Raw genomic sequence first — 24,882 nt, 5'->3', positions numbered from 1 at the left:
CAAAGAAAAATAATCTTAATCGAGACACACCAGCATACTTTCGATGACCAGCTGCTGAAGTGGCTTATTGAGCATACTTGGCTGGCAGAGTGCCGTCTAATGCTTCGGCGATGGACAGAAAGGACGCAGCCTTGGCTTTAAAACTCATCTTGTTCGCCAAAATGTAAGCCTGTTTCAACGTGGCATGCGCATCGTCCACAAAACCTAGCTGAACCTGTTTTGCACCTATGCCGCACAAGCGGAAAACATCATAGCCAGTTCGGCTTGCTGTCCATTCGAAATTTCTGATCCTGTGATTGCTTCTGGCCCATTCATGCAGTTCATTTAGCAACCTGCGTGCTTCTGAAGTCGACGTTTTGCTGGCAACGGCAAAGACACCTCTTGCCCTGACAACCCAGGTATTTGCGCTTTCAGCGACTTGTTCAGCGCGTTCGAACTTTCCGGCTTCAATGTCTTTTTCGATAAGAGGCAACATCAGATCATCGGTAACATTGTATCGGCGCTCATTTGCATCAAGCGCAATGATCGCCTGATACATTTCCTCGTCGAATCCAGCATCGAGCAAAGGCTTCACTTCGGACAACAGAGATCGCTCAAAAGTCTTCTCTGTGCGAAGGATCCTGTAGATGACTTCCCGGTCGGATTGCGTGGCCTCACGAGGCCCGGCCAGAACCTTGTTAACATGAAATGCCATGCGGGCCTCCAGCCCCTTGGCACTTCGACCCAAAAGAAGTTGTTCAGCCTGCTCAAAGGCGGCACGCCCTTTATCAACCATGCCAGACCAAACGAGAAAGCGCCCCGCAACGGCCAGACGCCGAACTTTGTCATCATTGGGAGTCCCTGTTGTCTGCTTTGCTGCCCCAGAAGCTCTTAATGCCATAAGCTGAGCAGATTTCCTGTTGCCAAGCTTTAGCAGCAAATCTGCGGCCTCTACGAAGACTTCAAACTCTGTGTCTGTTGCCTCGTTGAGGTCGGGAATCATACCCATCGTTCGTTTTGAGGCGGTGACGTCCCCTGCTTCCAGCTGGCCACGCGCTATAGCGAGATAAGCCTTATAAGCACGGGGCAAAAAATGAGGATCAACCAGCGCCAAGGTTTTTAGCGAATGCGCCACTCTGAGTGCCGCCTCAAATTCCTTCCTGAAAACGAGCCTCACCAGGATTTCGCTCCGAACAACCGCTCTATGAAAATGGCGGGTAAGGTTGTCAGCAATTTTCAGAGCCTGCTCATGATTGCCGCGATCAAGCAGGTGCTTCACTATGATCAGATGAGCTTCCAGCCGCTCATTCCAAACATCGCCAAGGCTTCCAGCAGCCTGTATCGCCAGCTCGATTTCTCCCTGCTCAAGTTGAGCGAGTATCATTTGTTTTATGAAGGTTCCCCTCGGCGATCCGAACTCAAAGATCGTACTTTTATTGTATTCAAGAAATAGCTTTTCGGCTTCTGCCCATTGTCCGGCATCAAGCAGCGTTTCCACCGTTGGCGGGCTCATATCCCTGAGTTGCTCGGAGCGAATTTCGTCGTCTGCATAAATTCGCCAAAGGAACGCCTTGAACAGCTTGCTCGAACCGGTACGCAGGTCTTCCTCATGAGCTTGACCCAGTGCCAAAGTGTGCAGACAGTCTTTCGAGAGCGCTAACTCACATTGAAATCTGGCATCTTCAACCTCCTGAGCGAAAGGAGGATCAAAGTCCTTAGCCTGGACATGTCCGCAAACCAGACCGAGTGAGATGGCAAAAAATAGTGTCTTAACAAGTCGCATATTGCTTGCTCGGAAGAGACGGCACACCAACAGCTAATGCTTCAATCGAGCCAATTTGAGGCCACCGTCCGCAAACTGAATTTTCGGCAAACTCTCCGATCAATATTGGCACTCACGCTTCACCAGTCTTCAGCCGTCACGCACCCCAGGTATCGCTGAGCTTGTAGCCGCCCGGCCAGGGGTCGCTTGGGTCGAGCATGTGTTGGTGAATGCCGGTGACCCAGCCACGCCCGGAAACTTCCGGAACAATCCCGGCCCGGTCGCCCGCCATCTGTTGTGAAACGATGCGGCCGGTGAAGGTGGACCCGATGATGGAAACGGCTTCGAAGGTGTCGCCGACGTTCATTTGCCCCTTCGCCGCCATCAGCGCCATCCGGGCAGAAACGGCCGTACCCGTTGGGGAGCGGTCGACCTTGCCCGGCTGGATGGCAACAGCGGACCGTCCGGAGAGGCCCGTCGGCGTCTTCGACAGCGGGCCGCAGAAGGCGCAGAAGGAGATGTGGTTCCAGTCGGCATTTTCCGGATGGGAAAAGCCGAGCTGTTCGTTGGCTGCATCGGTGATCCGGACACCCAGGCGGGCAATGTCCTTGGCCTCGTCTTCGACGATCCCGAACCCGAGCGCCTCGGCGTCGACAACCACGAAACTGTCGCCGCCATAGGCGGTGTCGACTGTCAGCGTGCCGATGCCTTCCACTTCCAGCGGCACTGACAGTTTGTCGGCAAAGCTGGTGACATTCTGGACGAAGATGCGCTCCGCCTTGCCATTCCGGCATTCGGCCTTCACCCGCACCAGTCCACCGGGCGCTTCCAGAACCATCTCCGTGACCGGTTCGACCATCGGAACAATACCGCCGTCAAGCAGTACCGTGGAGACGCAGATGGAGTTGGATCCTGACATCGGCGGCGTGTCTTCCGGCTCCATGATGATGAAGGCGGCATCCGCCTCCGGATGTTTGGGCGGGACAAGCAGGTTCACATGACGGAACACACCTCCACGCGGTTCGTTCAACACGAAATTGCGCAGCGTCTGGTCCTTCGCGATGAAGCTTCTCTGTTCCCAGAGCGTTTCGCCCGGCGGAGGGGCGACGCCGCCGACGATCACGTCGCCGACCTCGCCTTCCGCGTGGCAGGAAATCACATGGATGGTCTTGCTGCTGCGCATGTCTCTGCCCTTGAGGTCAGCCGGTTCAGGAATAGCGAGCGACAGGTTCGCCCAAAGCATCAAAGATCGGCGTGATGCCGAGGCCCGGCCGCTCGGAAGCCGTCATGCGGCCATTGACACGCTTGGGTGCGCCTTCCGCGATATCAATCGTGCCGTAGCTGTTGAAGTCCGTTGCCGAGAAAGTGAAATCCGATGGGGTCGAGCGCGCCAGATGGGCGATCGCCGCCGTGACAATGTCCCCGCCCCAGGTGTCTTCGATCGTCATCGGAATACCGTGGGCAATGCAGAGATCACGCATCAGCTTGGCCTTGGTCAGGCCACCGACCTTCGAGATCTTCAGGTTGATGCAATCCATCGCGTCTTCGGAAATGCCGCGCACCAGCGTGTTCGGACCGTCGATCACCTCGTCCAGAACGAAGGGCAGCGCCGTCCGGCGGCGAATGGAGACGCTTTCCTCATATGTGAGGCAGGGCTGCTCGATATAGACATCAAGCGAGGACACTGCCCCGACGACGCGCGCGGCTTCATGCCGGGTCCAGCCGGTGTTGGCGTCGGCCACCAGCAGATCCGATTTCTTCAAAACTTCGCGTGTGGCGTGGATGCGGTCGATATCGTCATTGGCATCGCCGCCGACCTTCAGCTGGAACTTGGTATAGCCTTCGGCAGCATAACCTTCGATCTTCTTTGCCATGATCTCCGGCGCTTCCTGGCTGATCGCCCGGTAAAGCACCACGTCGTCCTGGGCTGCACCGCCAAGCAACGTATAAAGCGGCTGGCCCGTCGCCTTGCCCAGCAGGTCCCAGCAGGCGATGTCGATCGGCGCCTTGGCATAGGGATGACCGCGCAGCGCAGCATCCATCACCCGGTTGATTTCACCGATATTGAGCGGATCCTTTCCGATCAGGTGGGGCGCCAGTTCCTGAAGCCCTGACCGCACCCCAAGGGCATAACTCGGCAGATAGGCAGACCCGAGCGGGCAGCATTCGGCATAGCCCTTGAGGCCTTCATCAGTCTCGATCTCGACAACGGTGCTGTCGAAGACTTCCACGAAATTGCCGTTGGACCAGCTGTAGCGCCCTTCTTTCAGGGGAAGGTCGACCTGAAAGACGTTGATGGCCGTAATTTTCATGAAGTTCCTCCTCCAAAAGAGTTTAGAAGCGCCGCGCGGAAAAGGCGGCCATATCGACGGGGTTTTGTGTATCGGATACGAGATTGGCGACCAGTTCGGCTGTCCCCGCGGACTGCGTCAGGCCGAGGTGACCATGCCCGAAGGCATAGACGACCCGGCGGTCACCGGGTGAGCGGTCGATGACGGGCAGGCTGTCGGGCATTGAGGGCCTGAAGCCCATCCATTTCTTGCCGCCGTCCGTTTTCAGGGCAGGCAGGAACCGCCGGGCCTTGTCCAGCAGGATGTCGGCGCGCTTGAAATTCGGTGGAAGCGTCAGCCCGCCCAGTTCGACGGCCCCACCGACACGGACGCCGCCATTGATCTTGGTAACGACGAAGCCGTGACCGGAAAAGGTCAGGTGGGTTTTCAGGTCAAAGGAGCCTTCCGGCAGCGTCGTGTTGTAGCCGCGTTCGGTCTCAAGAGGGATGCGGTCGCCGATCGTCTTTGCAAGGCGGTGCGACCAGGCACCTGCGGTCACGACGACCTGTTTCGCCATCCAGGCTCTACCGGAGGCGTCGATCTGGACACTGTCTTCACTCGGCATCAGACCTGATACGTCAGCGCTTTCGATCCGTCCGCCCCGCTGCAGGAAGACAGACGTCAGATGCGCCAGCCAGCGGGCGGGATCACAAGTGTTGGCCCAGTCCGGCGTGAAGGCGGCATGAGTGAAGCGACGGTCAAGACCCGGCTGAACGGCGGCGATAGCCTCCGGGCTCTCAAGCAGTTCGAAGCGGATGCCATGTTGCTTGCGCAGCTCCCAGCCGGGCAGGCTGGCACGGAATTCCGCTTCGCCTTCATAAAGCTGCAGCTGCCCTTCGGCCTGGATCAGGGAGGCTGCTCCGGTGTCCGCAACCTGCCGGGCAAGCGCCTCCTGCGCCAGCTTCATCAAGGCGGCCTGTGCCGACATCGACGCCTGGTAGCGATCCGGCCAGCTTGCCCGCCAGAACCGCAGCATCCAGGGTGCGATCTTGAGGGCATAGGCGGGCGGAACGGAGAGAGGACCAAGCGGATCGAGCAACCATTTCGGTGCCTTGCGCATGATGCCGGGCGTTGCCAGCGGAACGATATCGGTAAAGGCGAAAGCGCCGGCGTTCATCTCCGATGCGCGTGCCGTTTCTGCCTGCCGATCCAGCACAAGCACCTGCCGCCCCCTTGCCTGCAGGGCAAGCGCGGAACTGATGCCGATGATGCCGGCGCCGATCACGATGATATCCTGGACGGTCTCGTCCGCCATTTTCAAAGTCTTTCAAAAAAGGCCTGCGAGGCAGGGCGAAGTGCCCCGCAGGCAGTTTGCTGCCCGTTGGCCACACTTTAGGGGAGCGTGTAGGCAGTCTTGACCGAAGTGTAGAATTCAGCGGCGTAACGGCCTTGCTCGCGCGAGCCGAAGCTGGATCCTTTGGTGCCGCCAAAAGGCACGTGATAATCGACACCTGCCGTCGGCAGATTGACCATCACCATGCCGGCCTCGGCATTGGCCTTGAAGTGGCTGGCATATTTCAGCGACTTGGTACAGATACCAGCGCTCAACCCGAATTCCGTATCGTTGGCGACAGCCAGCGCTTCCTCGTAATCCTTCACGCGAATAACGGATGCGACCGGGCCGAAGACCTCTTCGGTATTGATCCGCATGGCGTTGTCGGTTTCGCTGACCAGGGCCGGCGCCATGTAGAAACCTTCCGTGTCGCGGTTAAGCCGTTCCCCACCCTGCACCTTGCCGCCTTGCTTTGCCGCGATATCGACATAGGAAAGGTTCTGCTGCAGTTGCCGCTCATCGACCACCGGCCCCATCTGCACGCCATCTTCCAGGGCGTTGCCGACTTTCAGCGCCTGCATGCGCTCGGCAAGGGCTTCGACGAACCGGTCGTGAATGCCCTCGGTCACGACCAGCCGCGAGCTTGCGGTGCAGCGCTGACCGGTCGAGAAGAAGGCACCGTTGAGCGAAGCTTCGACGGCGATGGCAAGGTCGGCATCGTCCAGAACCACCATCGGGTTCTTGCCGCCCATTTCCAGCTGTACCTTCTTCAGGTGCTGACCACAGGCCGCAGCGATTCCCCGCCCTGTCGGCACCGAGCCGGTAAAGGAAATCGCCTTCACCTTCGCACTTTCCACCAGGCGCGGACCAATCTGCGAGCCGCGTCCCATCACGAGGTTGACCACGCCTTCCGGCAAGCCGGACCGGGACAGGATCTCGATGAGCGCATGCGCGCAACCCGGCACCAGTTCTGCCGGTTTCAAGATGACTGCGTTGCCGTAGCAAAGTGCCGGAGCAATCTTCCAGGCAGGGATCGCAATCGGGAAGTTCCAAGGTGTAATCAGCCCGACAACCCCGATCGGAAACCGGGTCACGTCAACTTCGATACCGGGCCTGACGGATGCCAGTCTGTCGCCAGCGAGGCGCAATGCTTCGCCGGCAAAGAATTTGAAAATCTGCCCGGCGCGCGCCACCTCGCCAATACCTTCCGGCAGTGTCTTGCCTTCCTCACGCGAAAGCAGACGGCCTAATTCGGCCTTGCGAGCCAGAAGTTCTGTCCCGACGAAATCCAGCACATCAAAACGCTGTTGCGGCGTCGACGCCGCCCAGCCGGGTGCTGCCTGATGCGCTGCATCGATGGCCTGGTCCAGCTGATCGACACCGGCCTTCGCCGCGTAGCCGAGGATATCGCTGATATCGGACGGGTTGACGTTGGGCGTGCTGTCGGTTGTTTCGAGCCACTGCCCGCCGACAAAATTCCTGTAATCCATGACTTGGTTTATCCGGGGCTTAAAGGCGTATCCCTGCGCGGTAGGGGTCCGCCGGATTGAAAATCAGGTTGGCATCGGACGTGACGAAGGCCTGTCCGGTGATGGTCGGAATAACGCCGCCGCCCGGGCCGGGCTGGTAGCTGATCTTGTAGGTGCTGCCGATGACGCTTTCCTGCAGATAGTCCTCATCCGGTGCCAGCGCACCATCGGCGGCAAGGCAGGCCAGCTTGGCCGAACAGCCTGTTCCGCAGGGCGAGCGGTCATACGCACCACCCGGGCACAGCACGAAGTTGCGGCTTTGCGCGGACGGGTCTTCGGCCGGCCCGAACAGCTCGATATGGTCGATCCAGGCACCGTCCTTACCGGTAACACCGGCCTTTTCCAGCGCATCGCGGATCTTCAGCGTGAGGTCGGTCAGCGGGCGAATATTGGCACCCGTCAGGGCAACCGGGCTGTTCTTGACCAGGAAGAACCAGTTGCCGCCCCAGGCGACATCACCGGTGACCGGACCAATGCCTTCGACCTCGACGGTGACATCCTTCGCCAGCCGGTAGCTCTCGATGTTGACCACCGACACCGTGTTGGCGTCGATCAGATCGATCTCGACCACGCCCACCGGCGTTTCGAACTTGTGCCGTCCCGGCCCGATCCGGCCGAGGTGCGCCAGGGTGACACCAAGGCCGATGGTGGCGTGGCCGCACATGCCAAGGTTCTGCAGGTTGTTGAAGTAGATCACCCCGGCAACACAATCCGGATCGGACGGCGGCACCAGCAGCGCACCGATAATGGCATCGTGACCGCGCGGTTCCAGAACGACGGAAGCGCAGAAATCGAGATGCTCGGCTTCCAGCCGGGCGGCGCGTTCCGCCAGTGTCCCCGATCCGAGATCGGGGCCACCATCGAGCACGACGCGGGTCGGTTCACCCGCGGTATGGCTGTCGATTACGCGCATTCGGCGATCACGCCGCCTTGCGTGCTCCAGTCGGCGTACCAGGTCTTGAACAGCTTGTACTGCGCTTCGACATAGTTGCGCTGCGCATCGTTGAGGGCATCGGTCTCGTTAAAGTGCAGCGTGTATTCGGTGTCGCCGTTCAACACCATCAGGTGCTTGTAGTAGAGCACCAGGTCCGGGCCTTCATCGAAACTGGACAGAACAGCCAGCGCCTCTTCCAGTTCCTTTGCCCGCAGTCGCGCTTCCGCATGACCTTCTGCGGCCTTCTTGCAAAGCGCCACCAGATGCAGGACTTCCTTGGGAATGGCATTGCCGATACCTGTGATCGCACCGGTCGCACCACAGTTGATGAAGCCGTGATAGACAGCGGTGTCGACACCGACCATCAGCGTCACCTGGTCGTCCTGCGAAGTGATGTTTTCAGCCGCATAGCGCAGGTCTGCAAGGCCGCCGAATTCCTTGAAGCCGATCAGGTTCGGGAATTCCCGGCGCAGGTCGAAGAACAGGTCGGCGCGGGTGGCGAAACCGTAGTAGGGGCTGTTGTAGATCACCGCCGGCAGGTTCGGAGCCGCCTTCAGGATATCGCTGAAATGGTTGCGCTGCGCCGACACGGAGATGCCGCGAGACAGAACGCGCGGGATGACCATGAGACCATGCGCGCCAACCTTTGCCGCATGAGCGGCATGGGCAACAGCGGATTTGGTGTTGACCGCACCGGTTCCAACGACCACCGGTACACCTGCCTTCACCAGACGCTCGACGCCTTCCATGCGCTGCTCGTCCGTCAGGAGAGGCCAGTCGCCCATGGAGCCGCAATAGACGACGGCGGACATGCCGACTTCGATCAGTTCCTTGCCCTTCTTCACGAGGGCATCGAAATCGGGCGAACGGTCGGCCTTGCACGGGGTCATCAGGGCAGGCATGCAGCCGGAAAAGATATTGGACGTCATCATTCACTCCTGGATGGGTCGGGCCTGTCGGTTGGCTCCCACGTGCGAAGCACGGGCCTTGAGGCCTGACGGTAAGGTCTAGTTGCGCCGGGTCAGCGCACGTTAGCAAGAAATTTTCGGGTGTTCTCGGATTCAGGCTGACCGAAGATCTGGGCCGGCGGGCCGATCTCCTCCATTACGCCCTTGTGGAAGAAGGCGACCCGGTCGGAGACGTCCCGGGCAAAGCCCATTTCGTGGGTAACGCAGATCATCGTCATGCCTTCCTCGGCCAGCAGGCGCATCGTGTCCAGCACTTCGCCGACCAGCTCCGGATCGAGAGCGGATGTCGCCTCGTCGAAGAGCATGTAGGTTGGCTCCATGGCCAGTGCCCGCGCAATCGCGAGACGCTGCTGCTGCCCGCCCGACAGATTGTTCGGATACACCTTCAGCTTGTCCGCAAGGCCGACATGGCGAAGCTGCTTTTCCGCAATCGCCTCGGCTTCCGCTTTCGATTTGCCTTTCACGATCCTCGGCGCCAGCGCAACATTTTCCAACGCGGTCAGATGCGGAAAGCTGTTCCATTGCTGGAACACCATGCCGAGCTTCTGGCGCAGCTTGTTGATGTCCGTCGTCTTGGCGTGAACGTCGGTGCCGTCGACCACCACCGATCCCTTCTGGATCGGCTCCAGGCCGTTGATGCAATAAAGCAGTGTCGACTTGCCCGACCCGGACGCGCCGATGACGGAAAGCACTTCGCCCTTTTCGACATCAAGGTCGATGCCCTTGAGCACCTGAAGAGCGCCGAAATATTTCTCAAGGCCGCGTATCTCGATCATTGGGCCCACCTTTTTTCCAGTTTTGCGGCATAGCGCGAGATCGGGAAGGACAGCGCGAAGTAGAACGCGCCGGCGAGGGAGAGGATCAGGAAGGGTTCCTGTGTCCGCGTGATCAGGATCTGGCTGGCCTTGAGCAGCTCGACATAGCCGAGCACCGACACCAGCGCGGAATCCTTCATGACGCCGAGCGCAACACCGACCCAGGCCGGAAAGACGGCCCGCCCGCCGATGGGCAACACCACGTAGCGCATGTCCTGCCAGTAGCTGAGCCCCAGCGAACGCGCCGCCCGGCGCATCGGCTTGCCGACAGCTTCGATGCCGCCGCGGGCAACGTTGGCTACCAGAGAAGCGGTGTAGGCGGTCAGGATCACCACGCCCGACGCAAACGGATCGAAATCCAGACCGACGATGGGCGCAAAATTGTAGAACAGCACAAGCTGGATAATCAGCGGCACGGAGCGGAACACATCCAGCACCGGCCCCAGCAGCAACGTCGCCGCCAGCCGGCCCTCGTAGAGCATCCAGCCGAACAGACCGCCGAGCACGGTCCCGATGGTAATCGACACAGCCGAGATCCAGAGGGTCCGGAGTGCAGCTTCACCGAGGAACCAGAAATCGTGAATGTTGAAGCCTGAAAAGAAGCTGATGGATTCTTTCATGTCAGCCCCCTCAGTACCGGAACAGGCGCATGGCAAGGAGCCGGGACGCCGCCAGGATGAATTTGACGATCACGTAGTAGATGACGGCCGTGACCGCGAAATATTCGAAGATGCGGAAGGTGCGGCTGGCGAAGAACTGGGTCTCGCCTGACAGTTCGCGGAACCCGACCAGCATGCCGAGTGAAGACATCAATACCGCCCAGACCATCTGGTTGGTGACCGGGTGATAGACGATGCGAAAAACCTGCGGGATGACGATGCGGGTATAAGCCTGCCAGGAGGTCATTCCCAACGACCGTGCCGCCCGCAGCTGTGTCTCGGGCACTGCCTGAAAGCCGCCGCGAAAATTCTCCGCCAGATAGCCGGCACAGTTGAAGCTGAGCCCGGCAAGTACGATGAAAAACGGCGTCAGGTGAATGCCGAAGGCGCCGAGCCCGAAGCCGAAGAAGAACAGCTGGAACAGCGCAGGCGTATTGCGCGCCAGTTCCACCCACGTTGTCGCAAGCCAGTAGAGTGGCCCCTTCAGCTTCAGCCGGATCAGCGCCAGCGCAAGACCGACCACGATGCCGATCACCATCGACAGGGTCGCGACTTCAAGCGTCAGCAACCCGGCCTCCAGCAGATCGGGCAGGCTTTTCAGCACCGGCCGCCAATGGAAATTATAGTCGAACATTTGTTACGAATTGCTCCGGCTATCCCGCCTTATCGGGGCAAGGCATACGCATTCGTGAGATCCCGTCAGACAAGAGCACTGCCGAGGTTGGTATTCCGGGTGTCACCCCGGACAAGCGCGGCGCAGATCCGGGGCCTTCTCTTGGTGAAACTTGCTGAAGCCGCGGATCTCTTCGCCGAGGATCAGCACACGCTTCAAACTTTCCGGGGGTGAGTGAGCCCCGGGTCTCCCTTCGGTCGCCCGGGGTGGCACTGTATTTGTCGCAAGTAGCAGGTGACCCCACGCTCATCCGAGGAGGATAGGATCACCCGTCACGGCATCACCCTCAGTACATCACGCCCGGGATACGCAGTTCCGGAGCTTCGCCACCGACATATTTGCCCCACAGCTCGGCATAGCGGCCGGAGCGGACCTGGTGGGTGACGAAGAGGTTGAGGAAGTTCAGCCAGGTCACGTCTTCGCGCTTGGCGACAACGGAAGTGTAATCCGTGGTCCAAGGCATGCGCGGGCCGGGCTCCAGCGTTTCAGACTGGTCGGTGACCGGCTTGACGGCGGTGTTGGTGGTCAGGCCGATATCGGCCTTGCCCTGGGCAACAGCAAGAAACACTTCGTTTTCGGACTGATAGCCCTGGTAGAGATGCTCTTCGCCCCATTCGGCCGCGATCTTGAGCCACTCCTGCTCCGGCACGGTACCGATGGCAGCAGCGACACGCTTGCCGCGAATATCTTCGAATGCGCTGATCCCGCTTTCCGTGTTGACCACGCCCTGCGCGTAATAGATCGCGTAAGGAATGGTGAAACCAACGGTACGGGCACGGGCGAGACTGTCGGAAGTTGCGCCGAACACCACATCCGCGCGGCCGGTCACGATCACCGGCAGGCGCTCGGCCCAGGTTACCGGATAGATGATCGGCTCGACTTCAAGCGCTGCGGCGAGGTCATTGCAATATTCCACGTCGAAACCGGCCGGCTCGTTGTTCTCGTCCCGATAGCCGATCGGCGGAAAGTCCAGCACGACGCCGCATTTCAGCTGACCGCGATCGACAACATCGTCCAGCGTGTCGGCTTTGACCGGCAGCGCGGCGGCGAATGAAAGGGCTGCGGCAGCCACGAATTTCCTGATCATGAGTTCCCCTCTTCCTTCTGAAGCATTCTGGCCCCGGTGCTTGCACGCTCCGGGTCTTTTCCTGCCCGGTCGGCGGGTTTCCCGCTCGATCCGGACCAGGTCTTTGCCCGGCAGCCTCCCGAGCTGTCGGGGTATTCCGGCTCAGCCGCCGGACGGCAGATGCGCCTCCCGTCGGACTTCGCTCATCGTGCGCCGGGCCTTACAGCCCTCGGTGCACCGCACCCGGACCTCGCAGCACCAGCTGTTCCGTCAACTGCTGCCTGCTGCGTTCCTTGGGCTCGAGATTGATAAACCAGATTGGATCCAATATTCAATATAAAATATTCGAAATCATTTTCGCTTCACCAATCAAGGGCGATCCCGTAAAAGGTGGCTTCAGGGAGAATTGGTCCTATGAAACTGAAAACGATGGATATTTCCGCGACTGCTTCGGCATCGTCGATTGTGTTCGACGCGCTGCGGAAAGCCATTATCGAGGGCCAGCTTGAAGAAGGCGAACCTCTCCGCCAGGACGAAATCGCCCGCCTGTTCAACACCAGCCGCATTCCGGTGCGCGAAGCGATCTCCCGCCTGGAGGAACAGGGCCTCGTCAAGACGCAGCGCTACAAGGGGGCCGTCGTCGCCGGTCTGTCACCCAGGGAAACGGCGGAAATCTTTGACCTGCGTGCGCTGGTCGAACCGGAAATCATTCGCAATGCCGTTCCGCTGATGTCGAAGGAGCTGCTGGCAGACGCAAGGCAAAAATGCGCGGCGTTCTCCTCGGCCACCGATCCGATGGCCTATGGCGACCTCAACCGCGATTTTCACGAAACACTCTACAGCGCCAGCGATCTGAAGTTCTTTCAGGAGATTGCCGACAACGCCATCGACCGGGTGGAACGACAGATCCGGGCCCAGCTGGTCATGTCCAACGGCATGGAACGGGCGGGACGCGAACATTTCGCCATCCTGGAAGCCTGCGAAAAAGGCGACGCGAACCTCGCCTCCAACCTCACCCGGGAACACATCCACGGGGCCAAGGCTTCACTCTTGAAGCATCTGCCGGAGGCCTGAAGCCGCCCGGCTCTTCCTTAAACGCGATTGATCGACTGGACGGTGCCGGCTTCGTCAATTACGCAAACCGCTTGCCCGCCATCGAAGGTCAGATTGACCTGATAGGCGTTTTCGCCCGAAGGCATGGAGCTGACGGGCAGAACATTGCCGCCGGTAACCTGCAGCTCTTCGGCGGCCTTCGAGGCACAAAGCAGTTGCAGGTCGGTTGGTGCGGTTTCGCCTGACGAACGCACGGCACCGGCGGTCGGTGTCTGGTTGGAGCTGGTGTTGCAGCCCGCGACGACGGAAAGACAAAGCCCGGCAGCCAGTCCCGCAGCAACCCTGTTCGATACCCTGATGTTCATTTCAAGTTTCTCCCACCCTTCACCGACAGGTCTCAGACGCCCTTGTAAAGGGCAGCCCCCTGCATCAGCACAATCACCTTCGCGCCAACTTCCACGCGGCTGTAAAGGTCCGCGACATCCTCGTTGTTCAGGCGAATACAGCCCGATGAGATATTGAGACCGATCGTCCAGGGCTGGTTGGTGCCATGGATGCGGTAGATGGAATCCTTGTTGCCGATATAAAGATACATCGCACGGGCGCCGAGCGGATTGTCGGGCCCGCCTGGCATGCCGCCCGCCCACTGGGCGGATTCAGGATCACGGGCAATCATTTCCGGTGGGGGTGTCCAGGTCGGCCATTCCTGCATGCGGCCGATCTTGACGATGCCGGCCCAGCCGAAGCCGTCGCGGCCCACGCCAATACCGTATCGGATCGCCTGAAAGTTGGGCTGAACCAGGTAAAGGAAGTGCCTGTCTCCATCGATGATGATGGTACCGGGCTTTTCAGCCGTGCGGAACGGAACCACCTGCCGCCGGAATTCTTCAGGCGACTGGCCATGCCGGTTATAGAACTTCGCCGCCGCGCGCGGGGTGTAGTCCACCCATTTGCGTGTCGTCGGATCGTAGATCTGCGTCTGGAAGGATTGCGCCAGCGCCACGCCGGCAAAGGCCAGCACCGCAATGGCCGGCACCCAGTTCAAGACAGTGCGAAATGCGCTCGGCAGCCTGATCATTTGGTCCACTCCCCGATCCTGTCCGCATTCGCGGCAATCCAGTCCCTTGCAACATCTTCTGCCGGTTTGCCCTCGACAACGACGGCATAGCTCATCCCGGTGACATCGGCCGGTGTCAGTTCCATGGCTGACAGGAACGAGGCCACTTCGGGCATGCCGCTTTCAAGGGAAGTCGCAAAGGCAATCTTGAAACTGGACGCGTCCCAGGCGGTGTCGGCGTGTGACTTTTCCAGCCAGTCGTTGTCCTGGGCGCGGGTGACGATTGTCCAGCGTGCCGGGTCGTACGCTGGCTCTTCCAGCTTCACGATGTCATGAAGTTCAAAAACATGGTGCGGTCCGTAGCAATAGAAGACCACGGGCTTGCCGAAGGACACGGCCGCATCAACGGCGGCCATGGCGACATCTTCCGGCATTTCCAGCAGCGTCATTGTCTGGTCGTAGCCGTAGGAATGCGCCCTGATCTTTTCGATCTCCGTTGACGACCAACTCGGGGCGCCAATCCAGATCTCGCCCTTGCCATCGCCGTCACTGTCGAATTGCGCGGCCATCTCGGGCTTCACGAGGTCAGCGACCGCCTTGATGCCGGTTTGTTCAACCGTTGCGCGTGTCGCGCAGATATTCTGCGTCGCAGCGACGCTCTTTGGGCTGAGCGACAGGACATGCTTTTCCTCGCTCAACCGCCCTGCCATTGCAGACAGGTTGGGGAACCAGACTTCCGGATGTACCTGGACCTCGCCCCGACCGATATCGGAGAGAATTGTCAGGGTGCCTCGATCACGCAGTTCCGTCTCTACACCGAGGCGCTCTTTGAGAATATCATCGATGATGTAGGCGGTGACCTGAGCCGAGGGCCAGGCGGGCACGCCGATCACAACGGCATCGGCCCTGGCAGACGTGACGGCGGCGACCGCCATGATCGAGGACATGAGAACAGAACGCCACACAGCCAGTACTCCCTACACACCTTGGCCCCTACCTTAAACACTGCGACAATTCTGACGCAACGGCAAATAGCAGAAACAATTATTTCCAGTGCCTTGCAGGTTTCGATATCGGCATTCATTCCTGCTGTACGGAAGCTGGGAGAAGGAGCGCTTGGCGATCGTTATTCCAGTTCAACGTCTTCCCGGTAGTCCGGCAACCAGCACGGCCAATCCAGCTCGCTCTCGATCCTGTAGCGCAGGGCGTCGGCGGCATCCGGTTCGCCATGCGTGATGTAGGTCATCTTTGGCGGCCGCTCGAAGTTTCCCAGCCATCGCATGATTTCGTCCGCATCCGCATGCGCTGACAGCATGTGCAGGTTGCCGACCTCAGCCCGAATCGGCACGTCGGAGCCATGGATCCGGACACTTGCCGCACCGGACGTTATCGCCGCGCCTCTCGTCCCCCCCGCCTGAAACCCCGCGAACAGGATCATGTTGCGATGGTCGGGCGCATAGTGTTTCAGGTGATGCAGCACCCGGCCGCCGGTCGCCATGCCGCTGGCAGAAACGATGACCTTGGGCATGCGATTGCGATCGAGATCCTTGGATTCCTCCACATCGGCCACATAATGCGCCGCCCCGTTGGACCAGTCGCATTCTTCCGCCGTCAACCGGTGGTCGTCCGGGTGCTTGCCATAGATGTTGGAGGCGCTGACGGCCATGGGACTGTCGAGAAAGATCGGCAGGTCGGGAATTCGGCCTTCTTTCTTCAGGCTCTGTATATGGAACAGCAGTGATTGCGCCCGGCCGACCGCAAAGGAGGGGATAACAACGGTGCCACCGCGCCGTGCGGTCTTGGTGATGGCTTCGGCCAGGATGTCCTCGGCATCAAGGTTTTCGTGCCGGCGATTGCCATAGGTGGATTCGACCAGCAGGTAATCCGCCTCGCGGATCGGCGACGGATCGAACATCGTCGCATCACCGTAGCGCCCGAGGTCTCCGGAAAAGACGATCCTTGTGCCACCCCAGGTCAGCTCCACAATCGCCGCCCCCAGAATATGCCCGGCCTTGCGGAAGGTAACGCTGAAAGCGCCCAGCATTTCATGCACGTCATCGAAGTCCACTGGCCGGAACCGGTCCAGCGACACTTCCGCATCCTTTTTCGTGTAGAGCGGCAGGGCCGGACGGTGCTTCGAGAACCCGTGACGGTTGGCGAATTCCGCGTCCTTTTCCTGCAAGAACCCACTGTCCGGCAGGAGGATCGTGCACAGATCCCGCGTCGCCCTTGTGCAGACAACCGGGCCCTTGAAGCCGTTGCGAACCAAGAGGGGCAGATAGCCGGAGTGATCCAGATGGGCGTGTGTCAGGATGACCGCGTCGATTGTTTTCGGATCGACAGGCAAAGGCGCCCAGTTCTTGAGCCGCAATTGCTTGTAACCCTGGAACAGGCCGCAATCGACCAGCACACGCGTGCCGTCTTTCTCCAGCAGATATTTCGAACCTGTAACAGTGCCGACGCCCCCGAGAAAAGTCAGTTTCACGCTCATTGCGCTGCATCCTCCCGATCGTCTGCACAAAGTTTCAGCCAAAACGACATCACCTGCCCGCACATTCCGGGAAGGCATCTGAATTCAGACATGGAATCAGGAACTTGCGCAAGTCTCCCTTTTGTCACGCAGACTTCGAAACATTGCATCGCAGCAGTACTTTCCCCGCGGAAGGCTGCCGTTTCTCACCGTAAAAGTCTGTCGAAACACGTGCACGCATTGAAAGATGCTGCATTGCAGCATATCTTAGTCTTCCGATGCACCGGCAGGCCGTAAAATGGTTTACCGCCGAAATCCGCTCACCAGCGGCCGGGCACGAAACTCAAGCAAAAAATATCACGAGGAAACGTTTCGGGGCTGGACACTACTTCGTGGAAAGGAACCCGGACCTTGAAACATACTGTTTCACATAGCGCCAAAGGAGCGCGCAGGACACGTGTGAACCTGGCGCTCCAGGGTGGCGGTGCCCATGGCGCCTTCACCTGGGGCGTATTGGACCGTCTCCTGGAGGAAGAGACACTCGAGATCAACGCCCTTTCGGGCACATCCGCCGGCGCGATGAATGCGGCGGCTCTGCTGACCGGCCTAATGAAAGGCGGGCGCGAAGAAGCGCGCACGTCACTGGAGGGCTTCTGGAAAACGGTTTCCAAACGAAGCCGGTTTACCCCCTTCAACATGACGACATCGAGAGCAGTGCTCGGTGGATTGGGAATAGATTTCGAAAGCCTGCCGTTTCTCTTCGGCGCGGGAATGAACTTCCTGTCGCCCTACGATCTCAACCCGGCAGGCTTCAACCCTTTACGGGAAATCATAGACGAAACGATCGACATCGACGCCATTGCCCGCTCGGCCATACCGCTGCATGTGACTGCGACCCATGTCGGTTCGGGTGAAGCGCGCATCTTTTCCAACGGCGCCGTCAGCACCAATGTGCTTCTGGCATCCGCCTGTCTCCCGTCCCTCTTTCACGCGGTCGAAATCGACGGCGAGCATTACTGGGACGGCGGCTATACCGGCAACCCCAGCCTGATGCCTCTGGTTCTGGAGCCGGGTGATGCGGATCTGTTGCTGGTCCAGACGAGCCCCACCGAACGAGCTGCCCTGCCGCAGGATGCCCAGCAGATCGCCGCGCGCGAAAAGGAGATCTCCTTCAATGCGCCTTTGATCAAGGAACTGCGGTTGCTGGCGGAATTGCAACATCAAGCTGGCGCTGGCACACAGTCGCCCCGGCAAGGTTTCCTGCCGAGCCTGACAGGCCTCAACGCCAATCGTGCCGCCAGCCCGGTTTCCAATCCGGTCGCCAACCTGCGGATCCACCGGATTGCAGGTGCCGGCATGAATGGCCGCAGCGGTCAATCCAAACTCAACTCCACCTGGCCGTTCCTGGAGGAACTGCGCGAGGAAGGCCGCACTGCTGCCAATGAGTTTCTTGAAAAGAACCGTGCAGAACTTGGTCAGCGGTCGACGCTGGATCTCGGCCACTGGCTGCAAAGAGCCGATCCCGCCCCTCTTCGCAAGGCCAAGGCATCCTGAAGCATCCCTCCTGAACGGTCAGCGTGGCAGCAGGCCGTTCAGGATGAGCTGGATCGTGTGATTGAGGTAGGTGCGAATATCCGACAGGCCCGTGATCATGTCGGGTGTCTTCGGGCGGAACAGCCGAGCCGCAATGAGGACATCCAGAAGATACTTTGCCGTGTCGCGCGAAGACTGGACCACGATCCGGCCTTTTGCGACCTCGTCCTCCACCCAGGCAGTCACCACATCATGCAGTTCGCTGCCGCAGTGTTTCCTCAAAAGCATGCCCAGCTCTTCGTTCGCGACGGCCTCCACGTAGAACAGACGCATTTCGGCAGCCTGCTGATTGTGTTTTTCATCGCTCTGGTCAACCTTGAAGACCGCCCTCAGGGCTTCTTCAAGGGTTTCGGCCTTTCGGCCTGCCGGCACATCAAGAAGATTGGCACGGTGGCGTATCGCGAGTTCCGCGAAGAGCTCGATTTTCGACGGAAACAACTCGTAAAGCGTCCGCTTGGAAATCCCGGCATTCTTGGCGACCAGTGCCATGGTCGTGCCGTTGTAGGAATGCTTCTGGAACGTGCCGAAGGCGACCTCGACAACGCGCGCCTTCAGCGTCGCCTCGTCATGAACCTTCTGCCGTCCGCGTTGCCGCTGCTCGTTACAGTCATCAAGTCCGCCTGGACAGGAACCCGTTTGCACAATTTTTGTTCTTGAAGAGCTCATTTTGTCTCCTCCCCGTTACGAACTGATACCGAAATTCGATTGACGAGGGAACCTTGAAGCGAATAATGGTACCCGAGAGTTTTCTAATACTCCACAGCATTCGCTTCCAAAGAGGTTCCTCCCGGAAATGACGTGTACCCCTCTCGGTTCGAGCACTGCGTACCTGTGCTCTACGAAGAAGCCGTTCCGTGCTTTTCTCATCGCTTTCCTGATTTCCACCAGCCTGGGGTCCGGCATTGCTCAAGCCCAGCAGATGCGAGGCGCCGCGCCCAAACCGGAAGTCGGCGTTGTCGAACTTGAGCCCGAGTCGGTCGCGATCACGGCCAAGCTTTCGGGCAGGATCGCAGCGTCTCTGGATGCGGAAGTTCGGCCCGAAGTCGGCGGCATCATCAAGGAACGCCTGTTCAAGGAAGGCACGGAGGTCACCGCCGGAGACGTGCTCTACCGGATCGAGGACGATCTCTACAAGGCAGCACACGACAGCGCCCAGGCAGCTCTCCAGAAAGCCGAAGCGGCCCTGCCGAGCGCCCAGACCAAGGTTGAGCGCTACGAGGAACTGATCACGCAGAACGCCGTGGCCAAGCAGGAGCTGGACGACGCCAAGGCGGCGCTCGCCCAGGCAAAGGCGGACATCGCCTCCGCAAAGGCCAGCGTGCAGACTGCAAGGATCAATCTCGACAACACCGTCATCAAGGCACCGATTTCGGGCCGCATCGAAGCCTCGACGCTGAACGTCGGCGCATTGGTGACCGCCAGCCAGTCGGCCCCGCTGACCATCATCCGTCAGCTTGACCCGATCAATGTCGACGTCACCCAGTCGAGCACCAACCTGCTGAAGCTGCGAAAGGCCGTGCGCGAAGGCCGGATCAAGTTATCCGGCGATAACGTACAGGTGCGCCTGCTGCTGGAAACAGGGGAGGAATACTCCGAAACCGGCAAGCTGGAATTTTCGGAAGCCCACGTTGACCCGACAACCGGCACCTACACGCTGCGCGCCGAATTCCCGAACCCCGATCGTTTGCTCCTGCCGGGCATGTACGTCCAGGCGATCGTCGAGGAAGGCATTGCGCAGAACTCGTTCCTCGTGCCGCAGCGCGCCGTATCGCGCAACGCCAGAGGCGAACCGACGGCATTGTTCCTCGACCAGGACGGCAAGGTGGAAGAGCGCGTCCTGAGGGTCGAAGGCGACATCGGCAACAACTGGCTGGTCAACGAAGGTATCTCGGAAGGAGACCGGGTCATCGTTGAAGGCTCGCTGTTCGTGCGGGCCGGCCAGGAGGCAACAGGCACTCTGGTGACCATTGACGAAGCGACGGGTGAGGTGGAAAGCCGCGGTGAGGCGGTGTCGAACACAAGTGAGACTTCCGACTGATGTCAGCTTTCTTCATCGACAGGCCGATCTTTGCCTGGGTCATTGCCATTGTCACGATGCTGGCAGGCGCACTGGCCATCACGACGCTTTCCGTTTCGCAATATCCGCAAATTGCACCGACCACCGTCAACATCAGCGCCAATTATCCGGGCGCCGATGCGGCGACGGTCGAAAACTCGATTACCAAGGTGATCGAACAGGGCATGTCCGGGATCGATTACCTGGACTACATGACCGCGACGTCTTCGAACTCCGGTTCAGCCCAGATTTCGCTGACGTTCTCCTCCAAGGCGGATCCGGACGTTGCCCAGATGCAGGTGCAGAACAAGCTGCAGCTCGTCTCCAGCCAGCTGCCGCAGATCGTCCAGAACACGGGCATCACCGTCACCAAGTCGACTTCCGGCTTCCTGATGGTGCTCGGCTTCGTTTCGACGGACGGACGCCTGACTTCCACCGACATTGCCGACTATGTCGACAACACGCTCAACGACACGCTGAAACGCGTCGAGGGCGTCGGTGAAACCCGGCTGTTCGGCTCCGGCTATGCCATGCGCATCTGGCTCGACCCGACGAAACTGCTGAAATACAACCTGATGCCGAGCGATGTCAGTTCCGCAATCCAGGCCCAGAACACCCAGGTTTCCGCCGGCCAGCTTGGCGGTCTGCCGCAGGCCGAGGGTCAGCAGCTCAACGCGACCATCACCGCCTCCAGCCGCCTGCAGACTGCACAGCAGTTCCGCGACATCATTCTGAAGAGCTCCGAAGACGGCTCTGTCGTTCGCCTCAACGATGTCGCCCGGGTGGAAGTTGCCAACGAAAGCTACAGCACCTCTGCCTTCTACAACGGCATGCCGGCGTCCGGCCTTGCGGTCTCGCTTGCGACCGGTGCAAACGCCATCGACACCGCCCAGCGGGTACGTGACACCATCGACCGGCTCTCCTCGACGCTGCCTGCCGGGGTCGACGTAGTCTATCCCTATGACACCACCCCCTTCGTGAAGCTCTCCATCGAGAAGGTGGTCCACACACTGCTGGAAGCAGTCGTGCTGGTGTTCCTGGTGATGTATCTCTTCCTGCAGAACCTGCGCGCGACCATCATTCCGACGCTTGCCGTGCCCGTGGTTCTGCTCGGCACCTTCGGGGTGCTTGCGCTGTTCGGCTATTCGATCAACACGCTAACGATGTTCGCCATGGTGCTCGCCATCGGGCTATTGGTGGATGACGCCATCGTCGTGGTGGAAAACGTCGAACGCGTGATGGCGGAGGAAGGTTTGCCGCCGCGTGAGGCGACCCGCAAATCCATGAACGAGATCACCGGCGCCTTGATCGGCATTGCGGTGGTGCTGTCCGCCGTCTTCGTGCCGATGGCGTTTTTCGGCGGCTCCGTCGGGATCATTTACCGCCAGTTCTCGATCACCATCGTTTCGGCCATGGTGCTGTCGGTATTCGTTGCGCTCATCCTGACGCCAGCGCTGTGCGCCACCATGCTGAAGCAGGGTGACCACGGCCACAAGCGTGGTCCCTTCGCGTGGTTCAACAAGGGTTTCGACGCAAGCGCAAACGGCTACAGGGCGGCAAATGGCGGCATCCTGAAGCGCGGCAAGCGCTTCCTTGTGCTGTTCATCGCAATCGGCGTTGCCATGGGCTGGATGTTCAATCGCCTGCCAAGCTCCTTCCTGCCTCAGGAAGACCAGGGCATTCTGATTGCCATGGTCAACCTGCCCGTTGGCGCGACCCAGGGCCGGACACTGACCGTGCTCGACAAGGTACGCACCCACTTCATGGAGAACGAGCCGGATGCGGTCGACAGCGTCTTCACCGTCGCCGGATTCGGTTTCGGCGGTCAGGGACAGAATGTCGGCCTCGCCTTCATCCGCATGAAGGACTTCACCGAGCGCGAAGACCCGCGGCTTGCCGCCCAGGCAGTTGCAGGCCGTGCCATGGGAGCCTTCTCGCAGTTCAAGGACGCCCGTGTGTTCGCCCTTGCCCCGCCTGCCATTCAGGGCATGGGCAACACCAACGGCTTTTCGTTCTATCTGCAGGACATCAATGGCGCCGGTCATGACAGGCTGATGGAGGTTCGCAACCAGTTGCTGGGCATGGCGGCACAATCCGGCAAACTGGCGGCGACACGGCCCAACGGCCAGGAAGATCAGCCGCAGTTCAAGGTCGACATCGACACCCAGAAAGCGCGCCTGCTCGACCTCGGCATCCCGGACATCAACGACACCCTGTCGATTGCCTGGGGGTCCGACTACGTCAACGACTTCATGGACCGTGGTCGCATCAAGCCGGTCTATGTGCAGGCCGATGCCCCGTTCCGCATGCAGCCGTCCGATCTGGACCTGTGGCACGTGCGCAATTCCAATGGCGACATGGTGCCCTTCAGCGCTTTCGCCTCATCGCGCTGGACCTATGGTTCCCCGCGGCTCGAGCGCTTCAACGGCGCGTCGGCTGTGGAACTGCAAGGCCAGGCGGCTCCCGGCATCAGCTCGGGTGACGCGATGGCGGAAATCGATGCGCTCGTGGCTCAGCTTCCGGCAGGCTTCGTTCATGAATGGACCGGCCTTTCCTATCAGGAACGGCTTTCGGGCGATCAGGCCGCATCACTTTATGCGATCTCGATCCTGATCGTGTTCCTGTGCCTTGCCGCCCTTTATGAAAGCTGGTCGATCCCCTTCGCGGTGATGCTGTCGGTCCCAATCGGCGTCTTCGGCGCCCTGGCGGCGGCCCTGATTTTCGGGCAAACCAACGACGTCTACTTCAAGGTCGGCCTGCTGACGACCATCGGCCTGGCGGCGAAGAATGCCATCCTGATCGTGGAGTTCGCCATCGAACAACAACGCCAGGGCAAGGACCTGCTGCAGGCAACACTGGACGCCGCTCGCCAGCGGCTCCGGCCGATCCTGATGACGTCCTTCGCCTTTATCCTGGGTGTGACGCCACTGGCGATTGCCACCGGGGCAGGTTCGGGTGCGCAGAACTCCATCGGCATCGGCGTCATGGGCGGCATGATCGCCTCCACCGTGCTCGGCATCTTCTTCGTGCCGCTTCTGTTCGTCACCGTGCGGCGCATCTTCAGCCGCAAGCAGACGAACGAAGCAGCCCCCGACACTTCAGGCAGCAAAGCCCATTGAGAGAGTTTCGATGACCCTTTTCAAACCTGAGACCGGCTCTGCCTGCGCCGTCCCCTCTCAACGCCGCAAGACCTGGTTGCGGCTGGGTGCGGGCCTGATGGCGGCGACCCTGCTGGGTGCCTGTTCCGTCGGCCCCGACTACCAGCGCCCGGATGTCTCCGTGCCCGGCAAGTGGCGCAACACGACAGGCGAAACGCCTGCCTCCGTGCCGCAACTTGCCAACTGGTGGACGCAGCTGGGCGATGCCCAGCTCAACAGCCTGATCTCGCTCGCGGTTCAGAACAACCTGGATGTCCGCACCGCCAAGGCCAAGGTGCGTGAAGCCCGGGCCAGTTACAAACAGGCCTCCTCATCGCTCTTTCCGAGCCTTGACGGTGCGGCCGGCGTAACCCGCTCCAAATCGAGCGGTTCCGACAGCGTCGGCACGCTCTGGAACGGTGGTTTCGATGCCGCCTGGGAGATCGACATCTTCGGCGCCAATCGCCGAGCAAAGGAAGCGGCCAAATACGGTCTTGATGCTGCCGAGGAAGAGCTGCGGGCAAGCTTGCTGACCCTGATTGGTGACCTTGCCACCAACTATGTCGAAGCGCGCGGCTTTCAGCAGCGGCTGAAACTGGCGCAGGACACCGCGAAATCGCAGCAGTCCTCGGCCGATCTCATCCGCAAGCGGTTCCAGGCAGGTTCTTCCTCCGGTCTCGACGTTGCCAACGCGGAAGGTCAGGCGGCGTCGACAGAGGCCAATATTCCGGCCCTGAAGACAGCTCTTGCCGCTTCCATGCACCGGCTGAGCGTTTTGACCGGTCAACAGCCGACTGCCCTTACCGACCGGTTGCTGGCAAGCAGCCGAATTCCGACACCGAAACTGCCGATCCCTGTCGGGATTCCGGCAAGCATCCTGCTGACCCGCCCGGACGTTCGCCTGGCTGAACGCCAGCTTGCGGAGGCAACCGCGAAAATCGGTCAGGCAACGGCAGCGCGTTATCCCTCCGTCAGCCTGACAGGTTCCATCGGTACCGCCGCAGCCGACATTGGCGATCTCGGCAAGAATTCCTCGATCAGCTGGGCCTTCGGCCCGTCGCTGTCCGTGCCGATCTTCAATGCAGGCAAGCTGGCGGCAGGCGTCGAGATTGCCGAAGCCCAGCGCGATCAGTATTTCCTCGCCTACCAGGCATCGGTGCTGACGGCGCTGGAAGATGTCGAGAACGCTCTTGTCGGCTTCACCCAGGAACGCAAGCGTGTCGCCAGTCAGCGGCGTTCGGCGGAAAGCTACAAGTCGGCCGCCGAGCTTTCCAGATCGCTCTACCAGACCGGCGCCGCCAGCTTCCTCGATGCCCTCGATGCTGAGCGCTCGACCTACTCCGCCGAAGACACGCTCATCCAGAGCCGTGTCCGCCTGACCACCTATTACATCGCCCTGCAAAAGGCGCTTGGTGGCGGCTGGACCGGCAAGGTGGAAACCGACAAGCCGGAAGTGATCGACAAGAACACCGGCCCGCATTTGTCGGTTGCGTACTGACGCGACCTCGGCGCCACGTTTCGGACTGGG

The 24,882-nt window shown here is 60.1% G+C and carries 21 protein-coding genes; 5 read left to right on the top strand and 16 right to left on the bottom strand.

Features of this window, described 5'->3' with window-relative positions:
* Nucleotides 1-64 precede the first annotated feature (64 nt).
* The 11 genes from J7447_RS30165 to J7447_RS30115 all read right to left on the bottom strand — a co-directional run bounded on the left by J7447_RS30165 (nucleotide 65) and on the right by J7447_RS30115 (nucleotide 12,009).
* Nucleotides 65-1,762, bottom strand: a complete 1,698-nt coding sequence (locus J7447_RS30165; RefSeq protein WP_209171735.1) for a hypothetical protein — start codon at nucleotides 1,760-1,762, stop codon at nucleotides 65-67.
* Between the two features lie 136 nt (nucleotides 1,763-1,898).
* Entirely contained in the window at nucleotides 1,899-2,924 is a 1,026-nt protein-coding gene (locus J7447_RS30160) for a proline racemase family protein (RefSeq protein WP_209171734.1), read from the bottom strand.
* 25 nt (nucleotides 2,925-2,949) lie between these two features.
* Entirely contained in the window at nucleotides 2,950-4,053 is a 1,104-nt protein-coding gene (locus tag J7447_RS30155) for a cis-3-hydroxy-L-proline dehydratase (RefSeq protein WP_209171733.1), read from the bottom strand.
* A 22-nt stretch (nucleotides 4,054-4,075) separates the two neighbouring features.
* Nucleotides 4,076-5,326, bottom strand: coding sequence for an FAD-dependent oxidoreductase (locus tag J7447_RS30150; protein ID WP_209171732.1), 1,251 nt, complete (start codon nucleotides 5,324-5,326; stop codon nucleotides 4,076-4,078).
* Between the two features lie 77 nt (nucleotides 5,327-5,403).
* The gene (locus J7447_RS30145) at nucleotides 5,404-6,834 is read right to left on the bottom strand and encodes an aldehyde dehydrogenase family protein (RefSeq protein WP_209171731.1); all 1,431 of its coding nucleotides are present in this window, start codon (nucleotides 6,832-6,834) and stop codon (nucleotides 5,404-5,406) included.
* A gap of 19 nt (nucleotides 6,835-6,853) precedes the next feature.
* On the bottom strand, nucleotides 6,854-7,786 hold the full coding sequence (locus J7447_RS30140; RefSeq protein ID WP_209171730.1) for a proline racemase family protein: 933 nt from the start codon (nucleotides 7,784-7,786) through the stop codon (nucleotides 6,854-6,856).
* On the bottom strand, nucleotides 7,777-8,736 hold the full coding sequence (locus J7447_RS30135; protein ID WP_209171729.1) for a dihydrodipicolinate synthase family protein: 960 nt from the start codon (nucleotides 8,734-8,736) through the stop codon (nucleotides 7,777-7,779). Before J7447_RS30135 ends, J7447_RS30140 begins: the two co-directional genes overlap by 10 nt.
* 92 nt (nucleotides 8,737-8,828) lie before the next feature.
* Complete coding sequence (locus J7447_RS30130) at nucleotides 8,829-9,551, bottom strand: amino acid ABC transporter ATP-binding protein (RefSeq protein WP_209171728.1); 723 nt, start codon at nucleotides 9,549-9,551, stop codon at nucleotides 8,829-8,831.
* Complete coding sequence (locus tag J7447_RS30125) at nucleotides 9,548-10,210, bottom strand: amino acid ABC transporter permease (RefSeq protein WP_023000138.1); 663 nt, start codon at nucleotides 10,208-10,210, stop codon at nucleotides 9,548-9,550. Before J7447_RS30125 ends, J7447_RS30130 begins: the two co-directional genes overlap by 4 nt.
* Nucleotides 10,211-10,220: 10 nt before the next feature.
* Nucleotides 10,221-10,883: an amino acid ABC transporter permease gene (locus tag J7447_RS30120; RefSeq protein WP_055661559.1), complete on the bottom strand. Its 663-nt coding sequence runs from the start codon at nucleotides 10,881-10,883 to the stop codon at nucleotides 10,221-10,223.
* 325 nt (nucleotides 10,884-11,208) lie between these two features.
* Nucleotides 11,209-12,009: a transporter substrate-binding domain-containing protein gene (locus tag J7447_RS30115; protein ID WP_209171727.1), complete on the bottom strand. Its 801-nt coding sequence runs from the start codon at nucleotides 12,007-12,009 to the stop codon at nucleotides 11,209-11,211.
* 393 nt (nucleotides 12,010-12,402) lie between these two features.
* Here J7447_RS30115 and J7447_RS30110 point away from each other — a divergent pair, with 393 nt between their 5' ends.
* Nucleotides 12,403-13,062, top strand: a complete 660-nt coding sequence (locus tag J7447_RS30110; protein ID WP_152505438.1) for a GntR family transcriptional regulator — start codon at nucleotides 12,403-12,405, stop codon at nucleotides 13,060-13,062.
* Between the two features lie 17 nt (nucleotides 13,063-13,079).
* Here the strand turns inward: J7447_RS30110 and J7447_RS30105 are convergent, their stop codons facing one another.
* The 4 genes from J7447_RS30105 to J7447_RS30090 form a co-directional block, all read right to left on the bottom strand.
* The gene (locus tag J7447_RS30105) at nucleotides 13,080-13,406 is read right to left on the bottom strand and encodes a hypothetical protein (RefSeq protein ID WP_055661556.1); all 327 of its coding nucleotides are present in this window, start codon (nucleotides 13,404-13,406) and stop codon (nucleotides 13,080-13,082) included.
* A 32-nt stretch (nucleotides 13,407-13,438) separates the two neighbouring features.
* On the bottom strand, nucleotides 13,439-14,119 hold the full coding sequence (locus J7447_RS30100) for a L,D-transpeptidase (RefSeq protein WP_023000133.1): 681 nt from the start codon (nucleotides 14,117-14,119) through the stop codon (nucleotides 13,439-13,441).
* Entirely contained in the window at nucleotides 14,116-15,063 is a 948-nt protein-coding gene (locus tag J7447_RS30095) for a glycine betaine ABC transporter substrate-binding protein (protein WP_228932626.1), read from the bottom strand. Before J7447_RS30095 ends, J7447_RS30100 begins: the two co-directional genes overlap by 4 nt.
* 161 nt (nucleotides 15,064-15,224) lie before the next feature.
* Nucleotides 15,225-16,589: an MBL fold metallo-hydrolase gene (locus tag J7447_RS30090; protein WP_286189706.1), complete on the bottom strand. Its 1,365-nt coding sequence runs from the start codon at nucleotides 16,587-16,589 to the stop codon at nucleotides 15,225-15,227.
* Between the two features lie 390 nt (nucleotides 16,590-16,979).
* On the opposite strand from J7447_RS30090, the gene J7447_RS30085 reads away from it, so the two are divergent.
* Entirely contained in the window at nucleotides 16,980-18,122 is a 1,143-nt protein-coding gene (locus tag J7447_RS30085; protein ID WP_209171726.1) for a patatin-like phospholipase family protein, read from the top strand.
* A gap of 18 nt (nucleotides 18,123-18,140) precedes the next feature.
* On the opposite strand, the gene J7447_RS30080 is transcribed toward J7447_RS30085, so the two are convergent.
* The gene (locus tag J7447_RS30080; protein ID WP_077291668.1) at nucleotides 18,141-18,827 is read right to left on the bottom strand and encodes a TetR/AcrR family transcriptional regulator; all 687 of its coding nucleotides are present in this window, start codon (nucleotides 18,825-18,827) and stop codon (nucleotides 18,141-18,143) included.
* A gap of 253 nt (nucleotides 18,828-19,080) precedes the next feature.
* Between J7447_RS30080 and J7447_RS30075 the strand changes: the two genes are divergently transcribed.
* Genes J7447_RS30075 through J7447_RS30065 form a run of 3 tightly spaced genes read left to right on the top strand, consistent with a single transcriptional unit; the run spans nucleotide 19,081 to nucleotide 24,852 of the window.
* Nucleotides 19,081-20,199 carry an efflux RND transporter periplasmic adaptor subunit gene (locus tag J7447_RS30075; protein ID WP_205838739.1) on the top strand — a complete coding sequence of 373 codons (1,119 nt, stop codon included), beginning with the start codon at nucleotides 19,081-19,083 and terminating at the stop codon, nucleotides 20,197-20,199.
* Nucleotides 20,199-23,336, top strand: coding sequence for an efflux RND transporter permease subunit (locus J7447_RS30070; protein WP_075283609.1), 3,138 nt, complete (start codon nucleotides 20,199-20,201; stop codon nucleotides 23,334-23,336). The genes J7447_RS30075 and J7447_RS30070 overlap by 1 nt, the downstream gene beginning before the upstream one ends.
* A 10-nt stretch (nucleotides 23,337-23,346) precedes the next feature.
* Nucleotides 23,347-24,852, top strand: a complete 1,506-nt coding sequence (locus tag J7447_RS30065; protein WP_209171725.1) for an efflux transporter outer membrane subunit — start codon at nucleotides 23,347-23,349, stop codon at nucleotides 24,850-24,852.
* The last annotated feature ends 30 nt before the right edge of the window (nucleotides 24,853-24,882 follow it).

Origin of the sequence: Labrenzia sp. R5_0, assembly GCF_017743835.1 — a bacterium.
GTDB lineage: Bacteria > Pseudomonadota > Alphaproteobacteria > Rhizobiales > Stappiaceae > Roseibium > Roseibium algicola.
This window is presented reverse-complemented; position numbering and strand designations above follow the sequence as displayed.

Coding starts and splice junctions, on each gene's coding strand:
- J7447_RS30105 (WP_055661556.1), bottom strand. CDS start 13,406: ATGAACATCAGGGTATCGAACAGGGTTGCTGCGGGACTGGCTGCCGGG.
- J7447_RS30115 (WP_209171727.1), bottom strand. CDS start 12,009: ATGATCAGGAAATTCGTGGCTGCCGCAGCCCTTTCATTCGCCGCCGCG.
- J7447_RS30100 (WP_023000133.1), bottom strand. CDS start 14,119: ATGATCAGGCTGCCGAGCGCATTTCGCACTGTCTTGAACTGGGTGCCG.
- J7447_RS30065 (WP_209171725.1), top strand. CDS start 23,347: ATGACCCTTTTCAAACCTGAGACCGGCTCTGCCTGCGCCGTCCCCTCT.
- J7447_RS30120 (WP_055661559.1), bottom strand. CDS start 10,883: ATGTTCGACTATAATTTCCATTGGCGGCCGGTGCTGAAAAGCCTGCCC.
- J7447_RS30130 (WP_209171728.1), bottom strand. CDS start 9,551: ATGATCGAGATACGCGGCCTTGAGAAATATTTCGGCGCTCTTCAGGTG.
- J7447_RS30160 (WP_209171734.1), bottom strand. CDS start 2,924: ATGCGCAGCAGCAAGACCATCCATGTGATTTCCTGCCACGCGGAAGGC.
- J7447_RS30145 (WP_209171731.1), bottom strand. CDS start 6,834: ATGGATTACAGGAATTTTGTCGGCGGGCAGTGGCTCGAAACAACCGAC.
- J7447_RS30125 (WP_023000138.1), bottom strand. CDS start 10,210: ATGAAAGAATCCATCAGCTTCTTTTCAGGCTTCAACATTCACGATTTC.
- J7447_RS30075 (WP_205838739.1), top strand. CDS start 19,081: ATGCGAGGCGCCGCGCCCAAACCGGAAGTCGGCGTTGTCGAACTTGAG.
- J7447_RS30150 (WP_209171732.1), bottom strand. CDS start 5,326: ATGGCGGACGAGACCGTCCAGGATATCATCGTGATCGGCGCCGGCATC.
- J7447_RS30135 (WP_209171729.1), bottom strand. CDS start 8,736: ATGACGTCCAATATCTTTTCCGGCTGCATGCCTGCCCTGATGACCCCG.
- J7447_RS30140 (WP_209171730.1), bottom strand. CDS start 7,786: ATGCGCGTAATCGACAGCCATACCGCGGGTGAACCGACCCGCGTCGTG.
- J7447_RS30165 (WP_209171735.1), bottom strand. CDS start 1,762: ATGCGACTTGTTAAGACACTATTTTTTGCCATCTCACTCGGTCTGGTT.
- J7447_RS30080 (WP_077291668.1), bottom strand. CDS start 18,827: ATGAGCTCTTCAAGAACAAAAATTGTGCAAACGGGTTCCTGTCCAGGC.
- J7447_RS30110 (WP_152505438.1), top strand. CDS start 12,403: ATGAAACTGAAAACGATGGATATTTCCGCGACTGCTTCGGCATCGTCG.
- J7447_RS30070 (WP_075283609.1), top strand. CDS start 20,199: ATGTCAGCTTTCTTCATCGACAGGCCGATCTTTGCCTGGGTCATTGCC.
- J7447_RS30155 (WP_209171733.1), bottom strand. CDS start 4,053: ATGAAAATTACGGCCATCAACGTCTTTCAGGTCGACCTTCCCCTGAAA.
- J7447_RS30090 (WP_286189706.1), bottom strand. CDS start 16,589: ATGAGCGTGAAACTGACTTTTCTCGGGGGCGTCGGCACTGTTACAGGT.